The organism is Saccharothrix tamanrassetensis (genome assembly GCF_014203665.1).
Lineage (GTDB): Bacteria > Actinomycetota > Actinomycetes > Mycobacteriales > Pseudonocardiaceae > Actinosynnema > Actinosynnema tamanrassetense.
On record NZ_JACHJN010000014.1, the window covers coordinates 101,833 to 125,801 of the forward strand.

The 23,969-nt window shown below is 72.4% G+C and carries 26 protein-coding genes; 12 read left to right on the plus strand and 14 right to left on the minus strand.

The features are described from left to right. Positions 1-58: 58 nt before the first annotated feature. The 3 genes from FHS29_RS33320 to FHS29_RS33330 all read right to left on the minus strand — a co-directional run bounded on the left by FHS29_RS33320 (position 59) and on the right by FHS29_RS33330 (position 4,274). On the minus strand, positions 59-1,651 hold the full coding sequence (locus FHS29_RS33320) for an ABC transporter substrate-binding protein (protein WP_184698112.1): 1,593 nt from the start codon (positions 1,649-1,651) through the stop codon (positions 59-61). A gap of 28 nt (positions 1,652-1,679) precedes the next feature. Then, entirely contained in the window at positions 1,680-3,530 is a 1,851-nt protein-coding gene (locus FHS29_RS33325; RefSeq protein ID WP_184698115.1) for a hypothetical protein, read from the minus strand. A 156-nt stretch (positions 3,531-3,686) separates the two neighbouring features. Further along, positions 3,687-4,274, minus strand: a complete 588-nt coding sequence (locus FHS29_RS33330; RefSeq protein ID WP_184698316.1) for a LysE/ArgO family amino acid transporter — start codon at positions 4,272-4,274, stop codon at positions 3,687-3,689. Positions 4,275-4,346: 72 nt separating this feature from the next. Between FHS29_RS33330 and FHS29_RS33335 the strand changes: the two genes are divergently transcribed. Then, positions 4,347-5,207 carry a LysR family transcriptional regulator ArgP gene (locus FHS29_RS33335; RefSeq protein WP_184698318.1) on the plus strand — a complete coding sequence of 287 codons (861 nt, stop codon included), beginning with the start codon at positions 4,347-4,349 and terminating at the stop codon, positions 5,205-5,207. 10 nt (positions 5,208-5,217) lie between these two features. Here the strand turns inward: FHS29_RS33335 and FHS29_RS33340 are convergent, their stop codons facing one another. Then, positions 5,218-6,372, minus strand: coding sequence for a saccharopine dehydrogenase family protein (locus FHS29_RS33340; RefSeq protein WP_184698119.1), 1,155 nt, complete (start codon positions 6,370-6,372; stop codon positions 5,218-5,220). 184 nt (positions 6,373-6,556) lie between these two features. Here FHS29_RS33340 and FHS29_RS33345 point away from each other — a divergent pair, with 184 nt between their 5' ends. The 3 genes from FHS29_RS33345 to FHS29_RS33355 all read left to right on the plus strand — a co-directional run bounded on the left by FHS29_RS33345 (position 6,557) and on the right by FHS29_RS33355 (position 10,184). Next, complete coding sequence (locus FHS29_RS33345; protein ID WP_184698122.1) at positions 6,557-7,948, plus strand: CBM96 family carbohydrate-binding protein; 1,392 nt, start codon at positions 6,557-6,559, stop codon at positions 7,946-7,948. A gap of 65 nt (positions 7,949-8,013) precedes the next feature. After that, positions 8,014-9,225: an MFS transporter gene (locus FHS29_RS33350; RefSeq protein ID WP_184698125.1), complete on the plus strand. Its 1,212-nt coding sequence runs from the start codon at positions 8,014-8,016 to the stop codon at positions 9,223-9,225. Continuing rightward, positions 9,222-10,184 (plus strand): TolB-like translocation protein, encoded by a 963-nt coding sequence (locus FHS29_RS33355; RefSeq protein ID WP_184698127.1) that lies wholly within the window; start codon positions 9,222-9,224, stop codon positions 10,182-10,184. The genes FHS29_RS33350 and FHS29_RS33355 overlap by 4 nt, the downstream gene beginning before the upstream one ends. A gap of 20 nt (positions 10,185-10,204) precedes the next feature. Here the strand turns inward: FHS29_RS33355 and FHS29_RS33360 are convergent, their stop codons facing one another. From FHS29_RS33360 to FHS29_RS33385, 6 genes are all read right to left on the minus strand, one after another. Next, positions 10,205-10,633: a hypothetical protein gene (locus FHS29_RS33360; RefSeq protein ID WP_184698130.1), complete on the minus strand. Its 429-nt coding sequence runs from the start codon at positions 10,631-10,633 to the stop codon at positions 10,205-10,207. Then, positions 10,633-11,172, minus strand: a complete 540-nt coding sequence (locus FHS29_RS33365) for an RNA polymerase sigma factor (RefSeq protein WP_184698134.1) — start codon at positions 11,170-11,172, stop codon at positions 10,633-10,635. The genes FHS29_RS33360 and FHS29_RS33365 overlap by 1 nt, the downstream gene beginning before the upstream one ends. A 155-nt stretch (positions 11,173-11,327) precedes the next feature. Continuing rightward, a complete protein-coding gene (locus tag FHS29_RS33370; protein WP_184698137.1) occupies positions 11,328-12,113 on the minus strand; it encodes a DeoR/GlpR family DNA-binding transcription regulator in 786 nt (261 codons plus the stop codon). Between the two features lie 70 nt (positions 12,114-12,183). After that, entirely contained in the window at positions 12,184-13,092 is a 909-nt protein-coding gene (locus tag FHS29_RS33375) for a 1-phosphofructokinase family hexose kinase (RefSeq protein WP_184698141.1), read from the minus strand. Further along, complete coding sequence (locus FHS29_RS33380; protein ID WP_184698144.1) at positions 13,089-13,937, minus strand: class II fructose-bisphosphate aldolase; 849 nt, start codon at positions 13,935-13,937, stop codon at positions 13,089-13,091. Before FHS29_RS33380 ends, FHS29_RS33375 begins: the two co-directional genes overlap by 4 nt. After that, entirely contained in the window at positions 13,931-15,019 is a 1,089-nt protein-coding gene (locus FHS29_RS33385) for an ROK family protein (RefSeq protein WP_312865211.1), read from the minus strand. Before FHS29_RS33385 ends, FHS29_RS33380 begins: the two co-directional genes overlap by 7 nt. A 296-nt stretch (positions 15,020-15,315) precedes the next feature. Here FHS29_RS33385 and FHS29_RS33395 point away from each other — a divergent pair, with 296 nt between their 5' ends. From FHS29_RS33395 to FHS29_RS33405, 3 genes are read left to right on the plus strand one after another with little or no spacing between them, the layout of a single operon-like run. Further along, on the plus strand, positions 15,316-16,083 hold the full coding sequence (locus FHS29_RS33395; protein ID WP_184698147.1) for a GntR family transcriptional regulator: 768 nt from the start codon (positions 15,316-15,318) through the stop codon (positions 16,081-16,083). Positions 16,084-16,138: 55 nt separating this feature from the next. Next, positions 16,139-17,452 carry an MBL fold metallo-hydrolase gene (locus tag FHS29_RS33400; RefSeq protein WP_184698149.1) on the plus strand — a complete coding sequence of 438 codons (1,314 nt, stop codon included), beginning with the start codon at positions 16,139-16,141 and terminating at the stop codon, positions 17,450-17,452. Beyond that, positions 17,449-18,189, plus strand: a complete 741-nt coding sequence (locus tag FHS29_RS33405) for a sulfite exporter TauE/SafE family protein (protein WP_184698152.1) — start codon at positions 17,449-17,451, stop codon at positions 18,187-18,189. Before FHS29_RS33400 ends, FHS29_RS33405 begins: the two co-directional genes overlap by 4 nt. A gap of 90 nt (positions 18,190-18,279) precedes the next feature. On the opposite strand, the gene FHS29_RS33410 is transcribed toward FHS29_RS33405, so the two are convergent. Beyond that, entirely contained in the window at positions 18,280-19,227 is a 948-nt protein-coding gene (locus FHS29_RS33410; RefSeq protein ID WP_184698155.1) for an NsdA family TPR-like regulatory protein, read from the minus strand. Between the two features lie 219 nt (positions 19,228-19,446). On the opposite strand from FHS29_RS33410, the gene FHS29_RS33415 reads away from it, so the two are divergent. From FHS29_RS33415 to FHS29_RS33425, 3 genes are all read left to right on the plus strand, one after another. Beyond that, a complete protein-coding gene (locus FHS29_RS33415; RefSeq protein ID WP_184698158.1) occupies positions 19,447-19,938 on the plus strand; it encodes a hypothetical protein in 492 nt (163 codons plus the stop codon). Further along, the gene (locus FHS29_RS33420; protein WP_184698162.1) at positions 19,919-20,347 is read left to right on the plus strand and encodes a nuclear transport factor 2 family protein; all 429 of its coding nucleotides are present in this window, start codon (positions 19,919-19,921) and stop codon (positions 20,345-20,347) included. Before FHS29_RS33415 ends, FHS29_RS33420 begins: the two co-directional genes overlap by 20 nt. Positions 20,348-20,421: 74 nt before the next feature. After that, on the plus strand, positions 20,422-20,682 hold the full coding sequence (locus FHS29_RS33425) for a helix-turn-helix transcriptional regulator (protein WP_184698164.1): 261 nt from the start codon (positions 20,422-20,424) through the stop codon (positions 20,680-20,682). Positions 20,683-20,846: 164 nt separating this feature from the next. On the opposite strand, the gene FHS29_RS33430 is transcribed toward FHS29_RS33425, so the two are convergent. Further along, a complete protein-coding gene (locus tag FHS29_RS33430) occupies positions 20,847-21,599 on the minus strand; it encodes a GAF and ANTAR domain-containing protein (RefSeq protein WP_184698167.1) in 753 nt (250 codons plus the stop codon). Positions 21,600-21,660: 61 nt separating this feature from the next. Here FHS29_RS33430 and FHS29_RS33435 point away from each other — a divergent pair, with 61 nt between their 5' ends. Beyond that, positions 21,661-22,260: a TetR family transcriptional regulator gene (locus tag FHS29_RS33435; RefSeq protein WP_184698171.1), complete on the plus strand. Its 600-nt coding sequence runs from the start codon at positions 21,661-21,663 to the stop codon at positions 22,258-22,260. Positions 22,261-22,278: 18 nt separating this feature from the next. Here the strand turns inward: FHS29_RS33435 and FHS29_RS33440 are convergent, their stop codons facing one another. Continuing rightward, positions 22,279-22,851, minus strand: a complete 573-nt coding sequence (locus FHS29_RS33440) for a hypothetical protein (protein WP_184698174.1) — start codon at positions 22,849-22,851, stop codon at positions 22,279-22,281. A gap of 208 nt (positions 22,852-23,059) precedes the next feature. Between FHS29_RS33440 and FHS29_RS33445 the strand changes: the two genes are divergently transcribed. Beyond that, complete coding sequence (locus tag FHS29_RS33445; protein ID WP_184698177.1) at positions 23,060-23,683, plus strand: TetR family transcriptional regulator; 624 nt, start codon at positions 23,060-23,062, stop codon at positions 23,681-23,683. A gap of 115 nt (positions 23,684-23,798) precedes the next feature. Here the strand turns inward: FHS29_RS33445 and FHS29_RS33450 are convergent, their stop codons facing one another. Next, a complete protein-coding gene (locus FHS29_RS33450; protein ID WP_184698180.1) occupies positions 23,799-23,963 on the minus strand; it encodes a hypothetical protein in 165 nt (54 codons plus the stop codon). Positions 23,964-23,969: the final 6 nt, after the last annotated feature.

Sequence of the window (23,969 nt, forward strand, 5' to 3'; positions counted from 1 at the left end):
GCACGATCCTGTTCACACGTGGAATCCGACGACGGGTAGCTCACCGGCAGAGGGTTGCTCACCGGCAGTGGGTGCTCGCCGGTGAGCTCTGCGCGTCGACCCGAACGGTCACCGGGCGGTCGCCTTCACGGGGTGGGCACAGCTGCACGGCCACCGGGTCGCCGGTCCGGTTGCCGCTGTTGTCGAACTCGATCCGCCCACCGGCCCCGAGGCGTCCGCTACCCGCCGCGAACCCGCTGATGGCGCTGTTGAGCACACTGCGCGTCACCTCGCTGTTGACACTCAACGTCCGCACCGCCTCCGACATCGTGTAGAGGGCGTCATACGCGTTGATCGCCCAGCCACCGTCCAGGTGCCTCAGGTCGAAACCGGCCGCCTCGAACAGGTCCTCCAAGGTCGAGAACTCGGTGTTGCTGCCGCGCAACGAATCCGCGTCGGCCAACGGCGTGTAGACCAACCTCAGCGTGCCGTCCCGGAACACCGTCGACCTCAACGCCTGCCCGCGCGCCCCCTCCAGTTCCGGGTCGACCTCCGGCACCCGCATCCGGACCGCGTCCGAGGTGCTGGCCACGGTGATCGAGGTCGCCTCGCACAGGCCGTTGCGGTACTGCTCGTCGATGCTGCGCAGGAACCGGCCCAGGTCGCGGCTGCGGGCGATGTAGAACGCGGTCACGCTGCCCGGCCGGCCGCAGATCCGTTGCGCGGCGAGGCTCACCGTGGCCGGGTCGGTGGGGTCGAACTTCACCTCCGGGCGCTCGCCCAGTCTGCGCACGAACGGCAGGGCCGTGCAGGTGTACGGGTCGCGCTTGTCGTTCGGCGTCACGATGAAGTCCGGCCCGGTCTTGAGGAAGTCGCCGAGCAGCCTGATCTGCTTGGAGTTGCGGTGCGCCACGCGGTAGAAGTAGCCCTCGCCGATCCCGTTGTCGTAGTTGGCGCTCTCGTCGCACGTCGAGTAGTCGGGCCGGTCGTCGGCCGAGCCGTCGGCGTCGAAGCCCTCGGCCGTGATCAGGGCGCCCACCATCGGCATCGGTTGGCCTGGAGCGCCGAGCACGTCCGCGGCGTCGGCCGAACGCTGGTCGCTCAGGCCCATGCCGACCACACCCACCACCGAGGGGTCGTCCCGCAGGATCTCCGCGACCCGCGTCGCCGCCTGCTGGGTCGCGCCCATGTGCGCGACCTTGAGCAGCAACGGGTGGATGCACCCGACGCCGTTCGCCCTCGCCTGAGCCGCGGCGTAGCCCTCGATCTCGTGCAACGTGCGCCCGCCGCCGTTCGGCGAGGTCAGCGTGGACAGCACGGCCACCGTCACCGGGGCCGCGCCCGGCTGGCAGCCCGCCTTGCCCGCGTTCGCGTTCTGCTCGGCGATCTTCGCCAGCACCGGCCCGAACGCGTCCAGCCCGAACGCGTACGGCCCGGAACTGACGCCGACGCACTCGCCGCCCGCCGACCAGATGTCCCCGGACGGCGCGCCGTCCCGGCAGCTCAGCCGGGCGGACAGCCAGTCCACCGCCAGGTAGCCGGGTAACGCGGCGACCAGCACGGCCGCCACCACCACGACCCGCAGCCACTTGTCCCACCAGCCCCGGAAGAACTTGTTCCGGCGCGGGTAGACCTTCAGGTGGAACCTGTTCCTCAGCTCTTCCGGCGGCATCGCCGCGGCTCCTCTCCGGTCCTTCCGGTCAGCACAGCCGCTCCGCCAGGCGGTGGTAGTGCTGGGCACGCAGCAGGAACGCCTCGGAGGAGCCCGCCAGGGTGCGGAAGTCGTTCTCCGCCAACAGGTATCGGCGGCACAGCGCCTTGCGCTCGCTCAGCCTGGGGTCACCGAGCGCGTGCAGGGTGCCGATCAGCCGGCGGACCAGGTCCCGGCCGTCCACCGCGGCCGACTGCGGTTCGGCGACCAGCCGGGGCGTGGCGGTGATGCCGTCCAGCAGGGCCAGCCACTCCTCGTCCGCCAGGTCGGGCAGCAGTTCGCCGAGCTCCGCCGCGACCAGGGCGGTGTCGCCCAGGGCGAGCTCGTGGTGCAGGCGTCCGGCGTGGTCGCCGTCCGCCAGGGCCTGGTCGCGCAGCGCGGTGAACACGGTGACCCAGTCCTGGCCGTCCGAGCGGGCCGCGAGGGCGCGCAGACCCAGGTAGCGGATGAACCTCGGCAACGCGGGCAGCCCCTGCGGGCTGCGGCCGGACCACAGCGTGGTGGACATCATCAGGTCGAGGCCGGGCGGGTGGTCCAGCAGTTCGCGCAGCTTCCCGGCCTCGGTCCGGTCGCGGGCGGCGGACAGCGTCACCAGGTGCTCGCCGACGTCGTCACCAGGCCCCAGGCCCTTGACGATCCGGCCCAGCAGCTCCTCCTCGACGGTGAGGCTCGCGGTGGTGCCGGGGCGGCCGAGCACCTCGTCCACCCGGTCCACCAGGCCGGGCGCGGTCTCCAGGGCGCGCAGCACCAGGTCGGTCGCGGCGGCGTGGCCACCGGTCAGCCGGTAGACGGCGTCGGCGACCCGGCGGGTGCCCAGCTCCGGCGGCCAGATGTGGGCGCGGGCCATGTCGTGCACGTCCTGCTCGGTGAGCTCGCCGAGGTCGATGGCCAGCCACGACGGGCGCGCCTCGTCCCGGCCCGGCAGGTCGGCCGCGAGCCGTCCGCCGCTGGTGGTGACCACCACCAGCGGGTCGACCGGGGTGGTGGACGGGTCGGGCGAGCGGTTGGCGCGGCTGCGCCGCATCCGCAGCAGGGCCGCGATGAACGACCGCGCGGTGGGCACGTCCCCCTCGTCCAGCAGCACCAGCGCGTTCCACGGCCGCCCGGCGACCCGAGCGAGGCTCTCCCGCACGTCCGCGAGCAGCGCGGCCACCAGCAGGTCGTCCACGTCGCCGCGCACGTCCGCGGTGTCGATCGCGGCCTGCCTGCTCAGCTGCACCAGCGCGGCCACCGGGTCGAACCGCAGCCTGTTGTCCTGGTGGCCGAACCAGGCCAGCGATTCGTCCCAGGTGAACTTGGCCAGCTTGGACGCCCTCCTCAGCCGGTCGACGATGGCCTGCGCCACCGTGTCGGCCACGACGTCCGCGCCGGGCACGTTCGGCGTCACCGCGCCGAGCGAGGTCCCCAGCAGGGAGCCGACCAGCGTGATCAGCGCGTCGCGGTCGCGGTACTCGATGAGCCGCCGGCGCATGGTCTGCTTGGCCCGCTCGGGGTCGACATCGGGTACCGGGCTCTCCATCGCGATGTGCGCGAGCACCACGCGCGGGAACTTCACCTCGTACCCGCCGACCTTTTCACTCAGCCCCTGCATCACGGCCACCAACAGGGGCCGCAGCGAATGGCTCTCCGGGTCGTCCACCAGACGGGCGTCCACCCATACGGTGGGCGTATCCGCTTTCCACCGCGACCACTGCGTGTGCAGGAATTCGGTGCGCCCGGAGCCGCCGTACCCCTCGACCACCAGCACCGGCCGGTCGCGGCCGACCGGGACCGGCGGCGTGCCGTCCACCAGTACCAACTGCTCGACGAGGGATACCAGGCCGGTTCGACCCACGAACATGCGCACTCCTCCGCGGGCGAAGCCGACCGTCTTTCGATCGCACAATGCTAGGTGAACGAGCGGCCGTTCAGGGCGAAATGCCTCCATTCCGAGTATATTCGCTGTCGTATGGCATAAGAGTCGTCGGCAAGCGCAAACAACCGTAAAAATGCGGTATCAGGCGCCGAGCGCGAGCGAAACCCCGGTGGCCGTGACGACCACCGCGACCGCGCCGTCCAGCACCCGCCACGCCGAAGGCCGGGTGAACAGACCGGACAGCCACCGTGCCCCGAACCCGAGGGACGTGAACCACAGGACGCTGCCGGCCATCGCCCCGAGCCCGAACCACCAGCGGTCCTCGCCGAACGACGTGGACGCGGTGCCGAGCAGCAGCACGGTGTCCAGGTAGACGTGCGGGTTGAGCCACGTCAGCGCCAGGCACGTGACGATGGCGGCCGACGCCGCCCCGCCGACCTGCAACGCGGCCGGCCGCAGCATCCGGCGCACCGCGAGCACGCCGTAGCCGACCAGGAATGCCGCACCGGACCACCGGACGGCGGTGAGCGCGGGCGGCCACGCGGTGAGGACGGCTCCGACTCCGCCGACGCCCAGGGCGATGAGCAGGGCGTCGGAGGCGGCGCAGATCGCCACGATCGCCGGAACCTGTCGGCGGAGCACACCTTGCCGGAGCACCAGGGCGTTCTGGGCACCGATGACGACGATCAGGGACAGTCCGGCGCCGAGTCCGGCGAGCAGTGCGTACATCACGGTGGCCACGCTAGGAAGGCATCGACAGTAAGACCAGCTACATTTCCTTAAGTATCATCAGCCACTGTGATGCTGGACGCGGAGTCGGTGCGCACGCTGCTGGCCGTGGTGGACGAGGGCACGTTCGACGCGGCGGCGCGGGCGCTGCACGTCACGCCGTCGGCAGTGAGCCAGCGCATCAAGGCGTTGGAGCAGCGCACCGGACGGGTGCTGCTGGTGCGCGCGAAACCGGCTCGCCTCACCGAGTCCGGCGCGGTGATCGCCCGTTACGGCCGTCAGCTGGCGCTGCTGGAGCAGGACGCGTTCGCCGAACTGGGCCTGGCCGAACGCCCGACACCGATCCAGGTCGCGGTGAACGCCGACTCGCTGTCCACGTGGTTCCGCGCGGCGGTGCGGGAACTCGCGAGCGACGACGGGATCGTGCTCGGCCTGCTCCGCGACGACCAGGACCACACCGCGGAGTCGTTGCGCCGAGGTCTCGTGGTCGCGGCCGTCACGTCGTCGCCGCAACCCGTGCAGGGGTGCGGCGTCCGACCGCTGGGAAGCATGCGCTACCACGCCGTGGCCGATCGGGCGTTCGCGAAACGTTGGCAGGACAAGGCGTTGTGCGATGTGCCGGTGGTGGTGTTCGACGAGAAGGACGACCTCCAGGACGCGTTCTGCCGGTCGGTCACCGGGCGCTCGGCCTCCGGGCACCGGCACCTCCTGCCGGACGGGCCGGTGTTCGAGGACGCCGTGGCGGCGGGCGCGGGTTGGGCGCTGCTCAGCGAGCACCAGGTCAAGCGGCACCGCCGGCTGGTCCACCTGCACCCGGACCAGCCGGTCGACGTGCCGTTGTACTGGCAGCAGTGGAAGCTCGACTCACCGCCGCTGAAGCGGGTCGCCGAGGCTGTTTTCCGTGCCGCACGAGGTGAGCTCCACGGGGCGTGACGCACCGGCCCTACCGCACGGAGAACCCGATGCCCGCCTTCGCCAGCCGCGCGGTCAGCGCGTCGCCCATCGCCACCGCCGTGGTCACCTGCCCCGACGTCTCCGGCAGGTGGTCGAAAGCCAGGCACAGCGCGGATTCCGCGAGCATCTTGGCCGTCTCGTCGTAGCCCGGGTCTCCGCCGGACACCTCGGTCACCACCCGTTCGCCGCCGCCCTCGCCGAAGAAGACGACCTTGAACCACGACTCGGCCCGCTGCTGCGCGGTCGGCCCGTCACCGGCCTTCTTCCGATCCAGCAACCACTCGCGGGCGGGCGGGAGCTGGGCGAGCGCGACGAGTGCGCCCATCCCGCCCACGAGGCCGAGCGCGACCGGCAGCTTCCGCACCGCGATGTGGTGCCCGTAGGAGAACTCCGGCCCGTACCGGTCCAGCGCCGCCGCCGAACGCAGCACCACCTGCGGGTCGATGGTCGGCGCGGGCAGCACCCACGCGCCGATCCTCTTGTCGTGGCCGGGTTTCGCGACCTTGCCCCGCACGATCCGGCCGACCGGCCTCCCCTCCGCCCTGCGCCGTTGCCTCGCGACCGAAGCGGACGAGCGCAGTCGTGAGAACGCCGTCACCGCCGAGTGGAACGTGCCGCCGGAGAACGTGGCCGAAGCGCTGACGAACCCGTCCAGCGAGATCGGCACGCCCTCGGGCAGCCGTTGCACGGTGAAGTACGCACCGAGGTCGTGCGGGATCGAGTCGAACCCGCACGAGTGCACCAGCCGCGCCCCGGACTCCACCGCCGTCGCGTGGTGGCGCAGGTAAGTGCGGTCGACGAACTCGGGCTCGCCGGTCAGGTCGACGTAGTCCGTGCCGGCCCGCGCGCACGCCGCCACCAACCCGTCGCCGTAGTGGACGTACGGCCCGACGGTCGTGACGACCACCCGCGCCGACTCGGCGACCGCCCGCAGCGAACGGTCGTCGGTCACGTCGGCGGTGAGCAGGTCCAGGTCGGCGCAGGCCGGGTCGATCTGCGCCAGCCGCTCCCGCACCGCCGCGAGCTTCGCCGGGCTGCGGCCCGCCAGCGCCCAGCGCATACCGCCGGGCGCGTTCACCGCCAGGTACGCCGCGGTGAGCCCACCGGTGAAACCGGTCGCTCCGAACAGCACCAAGTCGTACATCCGCCGCCTCTCCGAGATTTCGTCACATCGATCAACGACCGCAAGTATGCGGAGTGACGCAGCGGGTAGGGGCGTTCGCGGGCAGTTCACCCGCCCGCCTCCGGGCGATCACCCCATCGTGCTCGCGCGTCCCTACCGTTCCCCAGGCCCTTGTCCGGTACATCAGGAAGCGAAGGGTTTCGGCATGTCAGGTCGCAGGGCCCCCATCGCGGTGGTCGCCGCAGGCGTCTTCATCGCGAGCACCCTCACCGTCGTCGCAACGTCCGACACCGCGTCGGCCGCCACCACCACCTTCACCCCCTCCGCGGACACCTACGTCGACAACTCCGCCACCGGCACGAACCACGGCACGTCCGGCCAGCTCGGCGTGGACAACTCGCCGATCAAGCGGACCTTCCTCAAGTTCACCGTGTCGGGTGTGTCCGGCACGGTCGGCAGCGCCAAGCTGCGCGTGCACACCGACGACGTCTCCGGGTCGCAGAGCCCCGGCGGCGGCACGTTCCGGTCGATGACCGACACCACGTGGTCGGAGACCGGTGTCACCTGGAACGACCAGCCCGCCATCGACGGCGCCACGCTCGGCTCGCTCGGCTCGGTGGCGCGCAACGCCTGGTACGAGGTCGACGTGACCTCCTACGTCACGGGCAACGGCACGTACAGCATCGGGGTCACCTCGTCCAACAGCGACGGCGTCGACTACGACTCGCGCGAGTCCGGTGCGACCGCCCCGCAGCTGGTCGTCACCACCGGCACGACGCCCACCACGACCACCACCACGCCGCCGCCCGGTGGTGACCCGGTGTTCGTCGGCGCGGGCGACATCTCGAACTCCGGTTCGGGTGACAGCGCGACCGCCGCGCTGCTCGACGGCATCCCCGGCACCGTCTGGACGACCGGTGACAACGTCTACAACAGCGGCACCACCGCGGAGTTCGACAACTACTACAACCCGACCTGGGGCAGGCACAAGGCCCGCACCCGGCCGTCGCCGGGCAACCACGACTACAACACTAGCGGCGCGACCGGCTACTACGGCTACTTCGGCGCGCTGGCCGGTCCGTCGGGCCGGGGGTACTACTCCTACGACCTGGGCAACTGGCACATCGTCTCGCTGAACTCCAACGTCGGCATGGCGGCGGGCTCGGCCCAGGAGACGTGGCTGCGCAACGACCTGGCGGCCAGCACGAAGCCGTGCACGGCGGCCTACTGGCACCACCCGCTGTTCACGTCGGGCGCGAACCACGCCCCGTCGACGTCGACGCGCCCGCTGTTCCAGGCGCTGTACGACCACAACGCCGACGTGGTGCTGTTCGGCCACAACCACCAGTACGAGCGCTTCGCCCCGCAGAACCCGAGCGGTGGGCTCGACACGACCCGCGGCATCCGGACGTTCGTCGCGGGCATGGGCGGCGCCAGCCACTACGGCTTCGGCACCATCAAGCCCAACAGCGAGGTGCGCAACAGCGACACCTACGGCGTGTTGAAGCTGACGCTGCACGGCAACAGCTTCGACTGGCAGTTCGTGCCCGAGGCGGGCAAGTCCTTCACCGACAGCGGCAGCACCGCCTGCCACTGATCCAGACCGCCGCACCCGGTCTTCGCCGCCGGGTGCGGCACCCCGCCCGGAAAGGAGGTCCCGCCGTGTACCTGTCCACCATCGACCGGCCCAGGACCGGGAGCTGGCGAGGGCTGAGCGGCAACGTCTTCGCGCTCGGCGCGGTCAGCCTGGTCACCGACGTCTCGTCGGAGATGGTCACCGCCGTCCTGCCGCTCTACCTCGTCGTCGGCCTCCAGCTCAGCCCCGCCGCCTACGGCGTGATCGACGGCGTGTACACCGGGGCGACCACCCTGCTCCGGCTGGTCGGCGGCTACCTGGCCGACCGGACCACCAAGCGCAAAGCCGTGGCGGGCTTCGGCTACGCGCTGTCGGCGGTGGCCAAGCTCGGCCTGCTCGCCGCCGGCACGTCCACCGCGTTGCTGGGCGCGGTGATCACCGCCGACCGGGCGGGCAAGGGGTTGCGGACCGCACCGCGGGACGCGCTGATCACGCTGTCCACCCCGACCGCCGACCTCGGGCGGGCGTTCGGCGTGCACCGGGCGATGGACGGGATCGGCGCGTTCGCCGGGCCGTTGGTGGCACTGGGTGTGCTGGCGGCAGCGGCCGACTCGTTCGACGCGGTGTTCGTGACCAGCTTCTGCGTCGCCGCGCTGGGCGTGGTGGTCCTGGTGATGTTCGTGCGGGACCACCGTTCCGCCGTGCCGGCCGCTCCCGTGCGTCCGGCTGCCGTAGTGGGTTTGTTGCGGGACAGGGGCGTTCGTCGGATCGTGCTGGCGGCTTCGGTGCTGGGTCTGGCGACCGTCGGCGACGGGTTCGTGTACCTGCTGCTGCAGAAGCGGGAGGGCTTGTCCATCGGCTGGTTCCCGCTGCTCGCGGTGGGGACGAGTCTGGTCTACCTGCTGCTGGCCGCACCGCTGGGCGCGTTGGCCGATCGCGTCGGCAGGCTGCCGGTGGTGCTGGGCGGGTATGTCGCGCTGATCGCGGTGTACCTGCTGATCTTCGGGCCGTTGGGCGGCCGGCCGTTGATCGCGGTCGTCCTGGTGCTCTACGGGTTCTTCTACGCGGCGACCGACGGCGTGCTGATGGCGTTGGCCGGCCCGCTGTTGCCCGAACGGTTGCGCAGCACCGGTATCGCGTTGGTGCAGAGCGGACAGGCACTGGCGTACCTGGGTTCTTCCGTGCTGTTCGGGCTCGTCTGGCAGTTCTGGGGTCCGGAGACCGCGACCCGCCTGGCCGCTCTCGGAGTGGCCCTCGCCCTGGCCGCCACCGCCGCACTGTTGGGACGTCGACCGTGAACTCCCTCTCCACCCGCGCCCGCCTCGCCGTCACCGCCGTCGCCGCCCTGGCGTTGGCCGGGGTGGCGATCGGCTACACGTCCCTGTCCGCCTCCCCGGAGCCGGACATCCAGTCCGGGACCGTGACCGGACCCCGGTTGCAGGTGCTCAGCAACGGGAAGCTGTCCACCGTGTCGTGGAACGACCCGTCCGGGCCCCGCGAGGTGACCGGGCAGCGGTGCGACCGGGCGTACTCGGCCGGCGGGACGACCGCGTGCCTGCGCCCGGTGAGCGCGTTGAAGGCCGGTGAGCTGGCCGTGCTGGACTCGTCGTCGCGGGAGACGCGGACGGTGCCGCTGACCGGGTTCCCGAACCGGACCCGGGTGTCGGGCAGCGGGCGGATGGTCGCTTGGACGCTGTTCGTGGACGGGCACTCCTACGCGGCCAACGGGTTCTCCACCAGCACGGGAATCCTGGACACCAGGACCGGGACGCTGGTGCAGTCACTGGAGGAGTTCACCTCCACTGTGGACGGACGACCGGTGCAGGCGGTCGACCGGAACTACTGGGGTGTCACGTTCGCCGCCGACGACAACCGGTTCTACGCGACCATGTCGACCGGCGGACACCGCTACCTGGTGGAGGGCGACTTCGCGGCGCGGACGGTGAAGGCGTTGGCGGACAACGTGGAGTGCCCCTCGCTGTCCCCGGACGGCAGGCGGATCGCGTACAAGGCGGCCGTCAACGGTGATCCGCAGCAGGGCTGGCGATTGTCGACGCTGGACCTGGCGACCATGGAGGTCACGCCGTTGGCGGAGACCCGGAGCGTGGACGACCAGCCGACGTGGCTGGACGACGACACCATCGCCTACGGAATGCAGCGCAGCGACGGCGTGAACGACGTGTGGGCGGTGCCCGCCGACGCGACCGGCTCACCGAGCGTGCTGGTGCGGGAGGCGAACTCCCCCGCTCCGCTGTAGGGCCGGGAGGCGGCCCCGGCTCACGCGGTGAACCACCGGGTGACGACGATCCGCCCGTCGTCACCCGTCACGCGCAGCCGCAGCGCGCCGCGGGGCAGGTCGGACACCGAGACCCAGCCGTCCGCGCCGATGGGCGCGGTCCGTTCGCCGGTCGGGCTCTCCACGACGAGGTCCCCGGACGCGCCGGCCACCAGCACCCGGAGCACGCCCGCGTCGGCCTGCACGTCCAGCGACACCGCCCCGATCTCGAACGACAGCAGGTGCGGACCGTGGTCGGAGCGCACCAGCTGCGGCGTGTCCGCCCACGAGTCGTGGGTGAGTTCGGCGAGTTCCTCGTCCAGCCGCCGGGTGGCCAGCGCCGCCTGGGCGGCGAGCTCCACCCACACCGGCACCGGGTCCACCTCCGCCGACACCGCACGCAGCCGCTCGATCAGCTCGTCGTCGTCCATCACAGCTCCCCGGCGAGCTTGCGCAGTTGCTCCAGGCACCGGCTGCGCGACGGCCCGATGCTGCCCACCGGCATGTCCAGCAGGGCCGCCACCTCCAGGTAGCTCAACGGCGGTGTGGTCATCAACGTCCGGATCAGCTGCCGGCACTTGTCCGACAGCTGGTCCACCGCCCGCCACAGCGCCCGGTCCCGTTCGGCGACCAGCAGCCCTTCGTCCGGCGGGGGCGTGTCGTCCACCACCTCGGGCGGCGGCACGTCGCTCTCCCGCCGCCGGCCGGCCCGCCGCAGCAGCTGGAGGCACTCCCGCCGCGCGGTGGTCGCCAGCCACCCCGCCAACCGCTCCGGCTCGGTCACCCGATCGAGGTTCTCCACCAGCCGCAACCAGGTGTTCTGCACGACGTCCGCGCAGTCGGCGGTGCTCAGCCGAAAGCCCCGGGCAACGGACCAGAGCAGCGCCCCGTACCGGGCCACCAGCTCGTTCCACGCCGCCTGGTCCCCCCGCGCGGCCGCCGCGAGCAGCTCTGCGTTGTCCTCGCCCACAGCCGGTGATTGTTCCGCACGGACACCCATGACAACCAGATGCCTTACCCAACCGTGCTGATGCGGTCCAACCGGGGGCCGACGACCCGTCCCTTGCAGTACACCTGCGATGAGCAGATATGTTCACAAGTGCATCAAATGAGCACTGGCCGGCATCAAACCTGAACGACTTCGACGCCCCGCTCGCGGAACCGGCGCACGTCCTCCTCGCGGGCCTCGGTGTCCGTCACCAGCACGTGCACCTGGCTGATCGCGCAGATCGACGCGAACGCCCGAGCGCCGATCTTGGACGAGTCGGCCACCACGACCACCCTGCGCGCCCGTTCGGCGAGCATCCGGTTGATGTCCGCTTCCCCTTCGTGGTGGGCGGAAGCGCCCGCGTCGGGGTCGATCGCGTCCACGCCGAGGAACGTCACGTCCAGGCTCAGTCCACTGAGGATCCTGCCCGCCAACGGGCTCATCAGCTCGTAGGACTGCGGGCGCGCCACGCCGCCGGTGACGACCAGCTTCACCTGTGGCCGCACGGCCAACTCGTTGGCGATGTTGAGCGCGTTGGTGACCACGGTGATCACCCCGTCGCCTTCCGCGCCACCGACGTCCGCGCTGGTCATCAGCGCACGGGCGACCTCGGTCGTGGTGGTGCCGCCGTTCATGCCGACCACGGCCCCGCGCGCGACCTGCTCGGCCGCGGCCTTCCCGATGCGCTGCTTCTCCCCCGCGCGGCGCACCGTCTTGTAGCGCAACGGCAGGTCGTAGGCCACCGAGTGCGCCACCGCGCCGCCGCGCGTCCTGGTGAGCAGCTGCTGTTCGGCGAGGTGGTCCAGGTCGCGCCGGATGGTCGCGCCGGAGACGTCCAGCTCCTCGGCGATGTCGTCGACCTCGATCTTGCCGCGCTCGGCCAAGAGCTCCAGCAGCGCGTTCAACCGTTCATACCGATTCACTGGCTACCTCCTGCGCACGAACATTAATGCACATTACAGATGCGCAGAAGTGTTCCCGACGCGCATGTCTTCAGAAGGCTTCGACAGCCACCTCTTCGTACAGCCGGTGCAACAACGCCAGGTCGACGCTGCCCGCCACCGGAGCGGCGACCGCCGCCGCCGACCACGCCACCGCCGCCCGCAGCCGCATCGGCCACGACGACTGCTCCACCAGGCCGTTCGCCAGCGCCGCCACGGCCGCGTCGCCGGCGCCGGTCGGGTTGCCGCGCACCGGGAACGGGGGGATCGCGCGCCAACGGCCCTCGCCGGTCACCGCGACCATCCCGTCCGGACCCGACGACAGCACCACGGCTCCCGCCCCCGCCGCGCGCAGCGCTTCCGCACCCGCCACCGGGTCGTCCGCGTCGACCACCTCGCGCAATTCGGCGGCGTTCGGCTTCACCACGTCCGCCCCGGCCTGGGCAGCGGCCAGCAGAGCCGGGCCGCTGGTGTCCACGACCACCGGTATCCCGGCGTCACGGGCAATCCCGACGATCCGCGCGCACGTGTCACGCGGCGACCCCAGCGGCAGGCTGCCCGAGCACACCACGACGTCGGCGCCGACCAGCCGGGCGCGCACCAGGTCCAGCAGCCGGTCCCACTCGGTGTCCAGCAGGGCCGCGCCCGCCTCGTTGAACAGGGTGGCGTCCTCCTCGTCCACCACGGCCACGGTCATCCTGGTCGGCGCGTCCACCGCGAGCAGGGCGTGCCGGATCCCGGCGGCCAGCAGGTCCGCGCGGATCGACTCGCCCAGCACCCCGCCGACCGGGCCGATCGCCAGCGTCGCCACGCCCAGTTCGTGCAACACGCGGCTGACGTTGAACCCCTTGCCGCCGGCCCGTTCCCGCACCGAGCGCACCCGGTGGGTGGTGCCGGGGGCGAGCTTGTCCACGCGGTAGCTGACGTCCAGCGCGGGGTTGGGCGTGACGGTGACGATCACCGCACGCTCCCGGCGGGCACCGCGTCCAGCACGCCGAGCAGCCGTGCGACCTCGTCCGCCATCCGGTCGCGGGCCGGCCCGAGGTACTTGCGCGTGTCGACGAGGTTCCCGTCGTCGAGCTGGTTGCGCACCTCGTCGGTGAAGACCTTGTTGAGGTGCGTGGAGATGTTCACCTTCGTGATGCCCGAACGGACCGCGCGCGTCAGGTCCTCGTCGGACACTCCGGACGAGCCGTGCAACACCAGGGGTACGTCCACAGTGGACTTCAGCGCGGCGATGAGGTCGAAGTCCAGTCGGGCGTCACGGGTCGTCATGGCGTGCGAGCTGCCCACCGCGACGGCCAGCGCGTCCACACCGGTCGCGGCCACGAACTCCCTGGCTTCACCGGGATCGGTGCGCACGCCGGGCGCGTGCACGCCGTCCTTGCCGCCGACCTCCCCCAGCTCCGCTTCCACCCAGATGCCGCGCGCGTGGCAGAACTCGGCGATTTCCCTTGTCGTTGCGACGTTCTCGCCGTAGGGCTCGGTGGAGGCGTCGAACATCACCGAACCGATCCGGTGCGCCGCACCGGTGCGCACCAACGACGCCGACTCGATGTGGTCCAGGTGCACGGCGACCGGCACCGACGACTCCGCGGCGACAGCCAGCGCGGCCTCCAGCAGCGGGGCCAGGGAACGGTGGTAGCGCACGCAGTTCTCGCTGATCTGGAGCAGCACCGCCGTGCCCGCCTGCTCCGCTCCCGCCACGATCGCGGACGCGTGCTCCAGTTGGATGACGTTGAACGCGCCCACCCCGTGCCCGCCTTCGACGGCGGCGGACACGATCGCGGCAGTTGGCCTCAGCACGGTGTTCTCCTAGACGCCAGCAGGGCCGCGCCACGGCATCCGGCGAGCCCTCCGAGTTCCGCCGCCACCAGACGCGGCCGACGTTGAAAGGTCAGGCGCTGCGCCAGCGCCTCGTTCAGGGGGCCGAGCAGCAGGTCGCCGGCGGCCGAGAGCCCGCCGCCGACGATCACCACCTCCGGTGCGAGCACGCTCGCCGTCCACGCCAGCGCGAACGCCAGCGCCTCCACCGCCTCCCGCCACACCTCGCGCGCGTCGGCGTCCCCGGCGGCGACGAGTTCCGCCACTTCCACGGCCTGCGCGTGCCGTCCGGTGCGGACGGTGAAGCGGCGGGCGATCGCGGACGCCGAGGCGATGGCCTCCAGGCAGCCGGATCGCCCGCAGGCGCACGGCTCGCCGTGGCCGACGTCGACGTGCCCGATCTCGCCCGCGTAGCCGCCGGCGTCGTGCACGCGACCGGACAGGATCAGCGCGGACGCGATCCCGGTGCCCAACGGCAGGAACAACGCGTCCCGCGCGCCCCTGCCCGCACCCGCTGTCGCTTCGGCCAGCCCGCCCGCGCGCACGTCGTGCCCGAACGCCACCGGGCGGCCGAGGCGTTCGGCGAGCAGGGCGGCGTACGGGACGTTGCGCCAGCCCAGGTTCTCCGACCACACCGCCACGCCGCGCTTTTCGTCCACGATGCCCGGCACCACGACCCCCACCGCCGGCGCGTCGCGTCCAGCGGACTCGGCGCCGCAGGCTCCGCCGGTGGGTTCTGCGAGGTCAGTGCGCGCAGCAGGCCCGGCGGGACCGGTCGGACCGGCGCGTTCAGCGAGGTCGGCGGGGTCGGCGCGGTCGGCAGGGTCGGCGCGGTCGGCAGGGTCGGCGCGGTCGGCAGGGTCGGCGCGGTCGGCAGGGTCGGCGCGGTCGGCAGGGTCGGAGAGTTCTTCGACCAGCTCCGCCACCACGTCGAGCACGCGGTCGACGACGTCCGGGCCGGGGCGTGGCGTCGCACGGGAGGCGTGCGCGACGACGCGGTCACCATCAGTGAGGACGGCTTTGGTGGCCGTGCCCCCGACGTCCACGCCCACCACCAACCCCACCGCACACCCCTCCCGTCTCGACTACCTGTTCACGACTGCACTCAACGTGGCGCAATCATGCACTTTTAGTCAAAGACTGTGCAAGAGGTGTGCACAGCAAGGCGCGCCACACCCACGGTGCAGGGAAGTGCGCTCTCCCCACCCGGTCCGCGCACCACCACGTCACGCCGATCAGGCCGGTCGGCCACGACCTCGCTACCCAGGTGCATGTGGATCCCGTACCGCCGGACGAGTGTCCGCACAACTGCGCCAGCGGTGATCCGCCCCGGAGGACACGGCAGTGCCAAACTGCCCGGGTGACACCCCGAGCACTGGACCGGTCCGGACCGCACCCCCTGTGGCGCCAGCTCCAAGACGACCTCGTCAGCCGGCTGCGGGCGGGCGAGTTCGGCGCGGGCTTCCCCGGCGAGCTGGCCCTGATGAACGACTACGGCGTCAGCCGCTACACCGTGCGGCAGGCCCTGCAACGGCTGCGGGCGGACGGGCTGGTGGTCGCCGAGCGCGGCCGGCAGCCCAGGGTCAGCCCGGCCGCCGACGTCGAGCAGCCGCTGGACACCCTCTACAGCCTGTTCGCGTCCGTCGAGGCGGCCGGCCTGGAGCAGCGCAGCGCCGTCCGGGTGCTCGACGTCAGGGCGGACGGGGTCATCGCCGACCAGCTCGACCTCGAAGGGTCCACCCCGCTGGTGTACCTGGAGCGGCTGCGGCTGGCCGCCGGCGTGCCGTTCGCGATCGACCGCGCCTGGCTGCCGGCCGAACTCGCCGCGCCGATCCTGACCGCCGACTTCACCCGCACCAGCCTGTACGCGGTGCTGGCCGGGCGGGCCGGCGTCCGGCTCGACGGCAGCCGGGAGAACATCAAGGCGGTGGTGCCGACCGCCGCCGAACGCGCCCTGCTGGAGTGCGGGCCGGACGTGGCGTGCCTGTCCATCCACCGGCAGGGCCTGGCGGCGGACCGGCCGGTGGAGTGGCGGCACACCATGGTGCGCGGCGACCGGTTCGCGGTGACCGCCGAGTTCTCGGCGGCCCGCGGCCGCCGGCTGACCAGGTCCGTGACGACCCGCTGACCCCCCTTCGCCGCACCTCCGGCATAATGTACGGACATATGACGGAGGTGCGGACATGAACGTCGAGATGATCGACACCGCCGCGCTCGGCGACCGGAGCTACCTGGTGCACGACGGCACCGCGGCGCTGGTGGTCGACCCGCAGCGGGACATCGACCGCGTGGAGGACCTGGCACGGCGGCTCGGCGTGCGCATCACGCACGTCGCCGAGACCCACGTGCACAACGACTACCTCACCGGCGGACTGGAGCTGTCGCGCCGCCACGACGCCGCCTACCTGGTGGCGGCGGCCGAGGACGTCTCCTACGCGCGGCGGCCCGTGCACCCCGGCGACGAGTTCGACGTCGGCTCGATGAAGGTCACCGCGCTGGCCACACCGGGCCACACCGAACACCACCTCGCCTACGTCGTCACCCACGACCGGCAGCAGGCCGTGTTCTCCGGAGGCAGCCTGCTGTTCGGCTCGGTCGGCCGCACGGACCTGGTCGCGCCGGACAAGACCGTCGACCTGACCCGTGCCCAGTACCACTCGGCACGAGTCCTCGCGGAGCACGTGCACGAGGACGCCACCCTGCACCCGACGCACGGCTTCGGCAGCTTCTGCTCGTCCGGCCCGGCGACCGGCGCGCAGGCCTCCACCATCGGCGAGCAACTGACCACCAACCACGCGCTGACCGACGAGGACGAGCAGCACTTCGTCGAGACGCTGATCGCCGGACTGACCGCGTACCCGTCGTACTACTCGCACATGGCCCCGCTCAACCGGGTCGGCCCCGGCGCGCCGGACCTGACCGTGCCGCAACCGTTGCGGCCCGACGAAGTCCGGTCGCGCATCGACGCCGGGCACTGGGTGGTGGACCTGCGTTCGAGGGTCGCCTTCGCCTCGGGCCACGTGCGGGGCACGGTCAGCGTCGAGTACGGCGACAACTTCACCACCTACCTGGGTTGGACGCTGCCCTGGGGCGAGCCGGTCACCCTGGTCGGCTCGGAGGACGACGTCCGCGCGGCGATCCGCGACCTGTCCCGGATCGGCGTCGACCGCCCGTCGGTCGGCGACACCGACGGGCTCCCGACGACCGGCTACCCGCGGGTCGGCTGGGACGCCCTGGCAGAGCGTGCCGAGCGGTCGGTCGTGCTGGACGTGCGGCGGGCCGACGAGTACCGGGCCGGGCACATCGGGGGCGCGCTCCACATCCCGTTGCACGACCTGGTGCGGCGGATCGACGAGGTGCCGTCCGGTGAGGTGTGGGTGCACTGCGCGTCCGGGTACCGGGCGGGCATCGCCGCCGGCCTCCTGCACCGCGCCGGGCGGGACGTCGTGCACATCGACGACGACTGGACGCGGTTCGCCGGAACCCGTTCGTCGTGACGGTCGTCGTGCTCGCCCTGGTCGCCGGGGCGGTGGTCGGGCTGTCGCTGGGGGCGCTGGGCGGCGGTGGCAGCGTGCTGGCCGTCCCGGCGCTGATCTACCTGCTGGGCTTCAGCCCGCAGCAGGCGACGACCGCCGGCCTGCTGATCGTGGTCGCGACCTCGGCGACGGCGCTGGCCGCCCACGCCAGGGCGGGTGCCGTGCGGTGGCGGCTCGGCGTGCTGTTCGCCGCCGCCGGTGTGCTGCCGGCGGCGGCAGCGGGGCTGTTCACGCACCGGGTGCCGGCGGCGGTGTTGACCGGGATGTTCGCGGCGGTGGCGGCGGTCGCGGCCGTGCTGGTGCTGCGCCGGCCGACGCGTCCGGTCGGCGCGGCGCGGCCGGCGCGGGCGGCGGGGGTTGGGGCCGGGCTCGGCGCGTTGACCGGGTTCTTGGGCGTGGGCGGCGGTTTCCTGGCCGTGCCGGCGCTGGTCGGGGTGCTGGCGGTGCCCATGTCGGCCGCCGTGGGGACGAGCCTGCTGGTGATCACCGCCAACGCGGCCGTCGCCTTCGCCGCCCGGATCGGGACCGTGGCGGCGGTGGACTGGGCGCTGGTGGGACCGTTCGCCGCCACCGCCCTGCTGGGCGCGTGGGACGGGAAGCGGTTGGCGGCCAAGGTGGACGCGGTGGCCCTGCAACGGGTGTTCGCGGTGGTGCTGCTCGCGGTCGCCGCGTTCATGATGCTGGACGCCCTGCTGTGAGCGTGACGGGAGGCGCTCCCGGCGGCGTCGGTGGAACCCGGGTCGGGGTCGCCGTCCGGGCAGCGGTCACCGGGCACGTCCGGGCAGCGGTCACAGGACGGGGGTGAACGCGGCGATCCGCGCGGCCAGCTGTCGGGCGTGCGGATCGCCCCGGTAGCGGCCGGCCAGGTGGCGCAACGGTTGCAGGCGGTCGGCCACCCGGATCGAGCTGACCCGGCCCGCCGCCGCGACCGCCCGCCGGCCCACCAGGTCCGCGTGCGCGAAGTCGTTGTCCAGCAGGTGGTTCGCGGTCAACGCGATCAGGCTCAGCGCGCGGCTGCGGGTCATGCCGTCCGGGTAGCCCAGGATGGCGGCGGTGAGCGCCGGGATCGCGGTGGCGGTGTGGCAGGGGTCGACGGTGCGGGCCAGTTCCGTGTGCACGACACCGGTCAGCGCGGACAGGTCCGTCTCGTCGAAGAACCGCGCCCAGCTCGGCACGGCGCTCACCGTGGCCTGCGCGAACTCCTCGTAGGCCTGGCGCAGCCGGATCAGCGCCATGCCCTGGTCGCCCAGGCCGGCGTGCGCCCACGCCTGGTTCGCCCGCAGCATCGCGGTGGCGTGGTGGGAACGCGCGCGTTTCGCGGCCACCACCCCGAGGTCGAACACCTCCAGCGCATCGCGGCGTCGGCCGTTGTGCAGCCGCATCCGGCCGGCGCGGTAGTGGATGTTGGCGATCAGGTCCTGGTGGCCGACCACCGCACCCAGCTCCAGGGCCCGGTCCCAGTGCTTCGTGGCGGCCTGTTCCAGGCCGGTGTCGAAGCACGTCCACCCCGCGAGGTTGTGCACGTCGGCCAGCGCCACGTGCAGTCGGGACCGCGCGGTCGCGGTCGCTTTCGCCCGCAGCAGCTGGTCGTTCCACGCGGCGGTGGCGATCACCGAGTCCCGGCACGAACCGCCGCCGTGCCGGTAGTCCAGACCGCGCAGTCGCTCGGTCTCCGCCTCCAACCGCACCACGTCGCCCACGCCGATGCGCGCGGGCACACGGTCCTGTTCCGCCATCGCCGCACCTCACAGTTGTTTTCGAGCGGTAGCAGCGATCAAACTCGCGGCGCGCGGCAGGGCGGCCCCTGCACCGCTGGTACCACTCGGGTGGACTCCGCCGTTGGAGGACGACATTGGCCCCTGGGTCGGACCTGCGGTCCGTACCAGGCTGTGCCGAGTGATCACTTCCGTCTCCGACGGCGTGGCGGCGCACAGCCGGCCCCTGGAGGAGTACTCATGTACCGACAGGTGCCCGCACCCGCGCCGCGCCTGCGCGACGGCCGGGAGGTGTGGATGACGCCGCTGGGTTCCCAGGACGAGCGGGAACCGGCCGAGGCGATCCGCCGAGCCGATCTCGACCCGCCGTGCCGGCGGTGCCAGGGGGCACCGATCACCCCCGCGCCGCCCACCTGCCCTACCGGTCTGGACCACCTCTGCCGGCGCGCCGGAACCGGCCGGGTCTCGGGTGTTGCGCGGTACGGGAAGCCACGAACGCCGGCCCCGGCGCAGGTCGATGCCGGGCGGCGGCGGGTCGTCCCGATCACGAAGCCGGTGCGGACGGTGCCGGAGAGGTTTCCGCACAACGGTTTCCGGCGGGCCGCCGGCACCCCCCGACCGGGAAGCCGGGCGGTGGCCGGGACGTGGTGCGCGGCGGGTGCGGAGTGGGCCGATGGCGAGCCGCTGGAGCGGTCCCGGGCGTGGACGGCGCATGACGCGCACCCGCGCTGACGTCACGATGGTGGTCGAGAGACTGGTCGCCCGGTGGGCTGCCAAGGACACCGCCGGGCTGAGCAGGCTGTTCGCCAACGGCGTGCGGTGGTGGACGGCCCCGGTGCCGGGCGCGCCGTGGCCGTCGGAGGTGCGCAACCCGCGCGAGGTCGAGTCGTTCTTCCTGGCGTTCCGGGCGGTGCTGGAACTGACCGGCATCACTACCCGCGCCCTCGTGGTGGACGGCCCGGACGCGGTGCTCACCGGCCGGCTGCACGCGCGGGTGCAGGCGACCGGCACGGCGGTGTCCTACGACTTCGCGGTGGCGGTCAGCGTGCACCGCGGACTGGTCACCGAATTCCGCATGTATGCGGATACGCTGGCAATTGCACGTGCACTCGCACAGGATGTTCCGCCGGTATCACCGTGATGCTTTCCCGAACGGAACGCCGGCACTGGAAGAATGGCCGGACAACCGTGTGAGAGAACGGAAAGGGTGCCGCCGTGCCACTGCCGGGACCGATCAGCGAAATCCTCGCCGAACTGAGACGCGGTCGGGGGCTGACCCAGGACGACCTGGCCGAGCGGCTGCACGCCGCGTCCGGCAACACCAGTGTCACCAGGGAAGAAGTGTCCCGCTGGGAGCGCGGCAAGCGCATCCCCGGCCCGTACTGGCGCGGCTGGCTGGGGCAGGTGCTGGACACCCCGCAGCAGGAATTGGAACGCGCCGCCGCAATCGAGCGCGCCTCCCGTCGGCGGCATTGACCGCCGCGCCCGGCCACCCATTGGACGACCGGGCGCATTGCCGGTCGACGGCGCGCCCGGTCCGGTAACCGCAAATGCCTTGCAATAGGCGCATACAACCCCTCGCGAACGCACCCCGCCGAGCCGCGGAACCTGTCCGGAACCGCGTCGTACGCCTTCGGGGATCAGCGCTGTCCGGCCTCGGGTTCGACGTCGGGGTCGACGCGGAACCGCACCCGGCGCGCCAGCACGTCGGCCGCCACGTCGCTCAGCCGACGCCCGGTGAGGTAGGCGTGCGCCCGAAGTCGGAGGAACGCGGTACCCAGGTCGCTGTCGAGTTGGACGGACGTGATGCCGGTGGCCTGGTGCACGGCCGCCCAGCGCGCCTCCACCGCGTCCGCGAACCGGTCCAGACCCAGCCGTGGCGGCTCGGCGCGCAGCAGCAACAGCATCGCCACGTCCGCCAGCAGCAGCCCGTCCAGCGTCTCCGCGCGGGTCGGCGGGCCCGCCGTCGACCGCAGCGCCTCCAGGCAGCCGACCACCACCGCGCCCATCGTCACCGGGAACGTGACGATCGCCGCGACCCCGTGGGACAGCGCGAACGGCGCGAACACCGGCCAGCGGACCGCCTCCGCCGCGGACGCGAGGTCGCTCGCCACCACCGGGCGCTCCGCGCGCAGGCAGTCGACCGCGGGCCCCTCGCCGAAGGTGATCTCGGCTTCGCTCACCAGGTCGCCGACCGGGCCGGTGACCCACACCGGTTCGCACCGGCTGCCGTCGAGCACCTGGTAGACCACGACGTCACCGGCGGCCAGCACGGCGGAGGCGGTCAGGGCGACGTGCCGCAGGCCCGCCGGGACGCCTTCGTCCGCCGCGAGGCCGCGGACCCGGCTCCGCAGCCAGGCGCGGCGCTCGTCGTCCGCTCGTCGGCTGTCCACCCGCCCCATGCTCGCAGACAGCGGTTGTGGTCTGCCCGATGAGCCGACGACAATCGACCGGGTGTCAACCACGAGGGACGGTCTGCTGACCGCGGCGGCCGCCGCGTTCGACCGCGACGGCTACGTGCGCGCCACCATCGACGACGTCTGCGACCGGGCCGGGGTCACCAAGGGCGCGCTCTACGGCCACTTCAGCTCGAAGAAGGCCCTCGCGGTGGCCGTGCTGGACCGACAGGCGCAGGAGTGGGCCAGGACCAGGGAACGCCTGCAACGCATCCACCGCAGCCCGTTGCAGGTGCTGGTGGATTTGGGCTACGTGGTCAACCAGGACCGGGCCGTGGTGCAGCGCCTGCTGTTCCAGGCCCCGATCTGCGACGACGTGGCGGACCGCCAGCTCGCGCAGTGGACGTCCACCGTGCGGGACCTGCTGCGCACGGCGGACTACCGGGGCGAACTGCGGGACGGGCTGGACCTCGACGCCTGCGCGGACGCGGTCGTCGCGGCGCTCGTCGGCGTGCACCTGATGTCGATGGCCGTGGAGGACCCGGAAGGCGTGCCACGGCAGGTCGCGCGGGTTTGGCGGACGTGGCTGCCGACGCTGGCCCGGGCCGAGGTGTGCGCGACGCTGCGGGTGGAGCCACCCCGCAGACCGCGGCCGTGAACCCCGTTCCGCCGGTTCTCAGGGGACGATGACCGCCCACATCAGGGTGCCGTCGGACCACGTGGTGGACCAGCCGCAGCGGTTCGCGCCGGTGGCCGCGCAGCGCAGCTCCAGCGGGGTGCACGGCACCACGGCCTCCTCGCTCGCCCCGACCACGAGCCGTCCGCGCCACCGCTCGAACACCGCGGTCGGGCGGATGCCGCGGGCCGCCAGCCCGACCAGGGCGTCGGCGATGTCGGCCGCTGCGGCGGCGATCCGGTCCAGCCCCCAGACCCGGCACGTCTCCTCCGCCACCAGCCGCGCGAACTCGGCGCTGCCCCGCAGCGGCAGCGGCGCCCGGACCACCCAGCGCTCCGGAGGTGCCCCCACGCTCGCCAGGGCGTCCCGCACGGTGGCGAAGCTGGGCAGCGACCAGTCCGCCGGCCGGCGGGATCCGGCCAGCAGGATCGGCACACCCGGCCACTCCGCGACCTGCGCCCACACCGCCTGGAACACCGAGACCGCGATGTCCCGCTCGACCCTCAGCTCGCTCATGTCGACCACGACGGCGGTCGGCTGGGCCAGCACGGTCTTCAGCAGCACGTCACGCATCCGGGTGTAGGTGGCTGGGCCCAGTAGCCCGAACGGCGACAGGACCGAGACGCCGTTTGCGCCATACAGCTCTACTTCCAATAGGTCACTCTGCATCACGCGCCCCGTTAACCCTGATGTGTTGACCTGAAAGTGTCCGGGTACCTACCCTGGGTGATCGAAAGGCGCTGTCCGTCGAGATGGCGCTGTCCGTCGAGATGAGGACTCCTTGAACGACCTGGCGCAAGGTGCCCGCACCAGGGCCGGTCTGATCGCGGCGAGCATCGAGCTGTTCGACCGCGACGGCTACGAGGGCACCTCCCTGGACTCCGTGTGCCGCGCCATCTCGGTCACCAAAGGGGCGCTCTACCGCCATTTCCCCTCCAAGCAGGCGCTGGCCGTGGCGGTCGTGGAGGAGCACTTCCGGCGCTGGCACGAGGTCCGCGTGGAGGTGGAGGGCTCGGGCGCGGGACCGTTGCAGACGCTCATCGACCTCACCCACCGGATGGGTTCCCTCACCCGCACCGACCGCACGGTCCGCGTCGGGGTCCGGTTGCTGTTCACCAGCGAGCTGTTCGAACTGCTGGCGGGCGTGCACTTCGTCAGCCTGGTGGCGATGGTCCGCGACCTGCTCGGCCAGGCGGTGGCGGCGGACGAGGTGAGACCCTCCCTGGACACCCGCGAGGAGGCCGACGGCATCGCCGCCGCGGTCATCGGCGCGCAGGCGATGACCGTGATCACCAGTCGGGGCGACCCGGCGGACCGACTGGCCACGATGTGGCGGCACCGGCTGGAGCACCTGGTCGCCCCGGAGCGGCGCGCCCACGTGCGCGCCACGGCCCTGGTCGGCTGACCGGCACCACCTCCGCACGGCGGGCCGCCCGGCCCGACGCCGTCAGCCGTACCGGTCCGGGCGCGTTCGTCGGCACGCCGACCTACGACGTGTCGGCGTCGCTCCCGCCCGCCAGTCAGCACGCACCGAACTTGCCCGCGATGGCCACCGCGACGCAAGCCGCCGCCAGGGCGAGCAGCGCCGGGGTGAGCAGCGGGCCCGACCGGGTGTCGAGCCCCGGCCAGGCGACGAGCAGCGGCAGGAACCCCGCCGGGGTCACCGGGGCGGTCACCTCGATCACCCGATC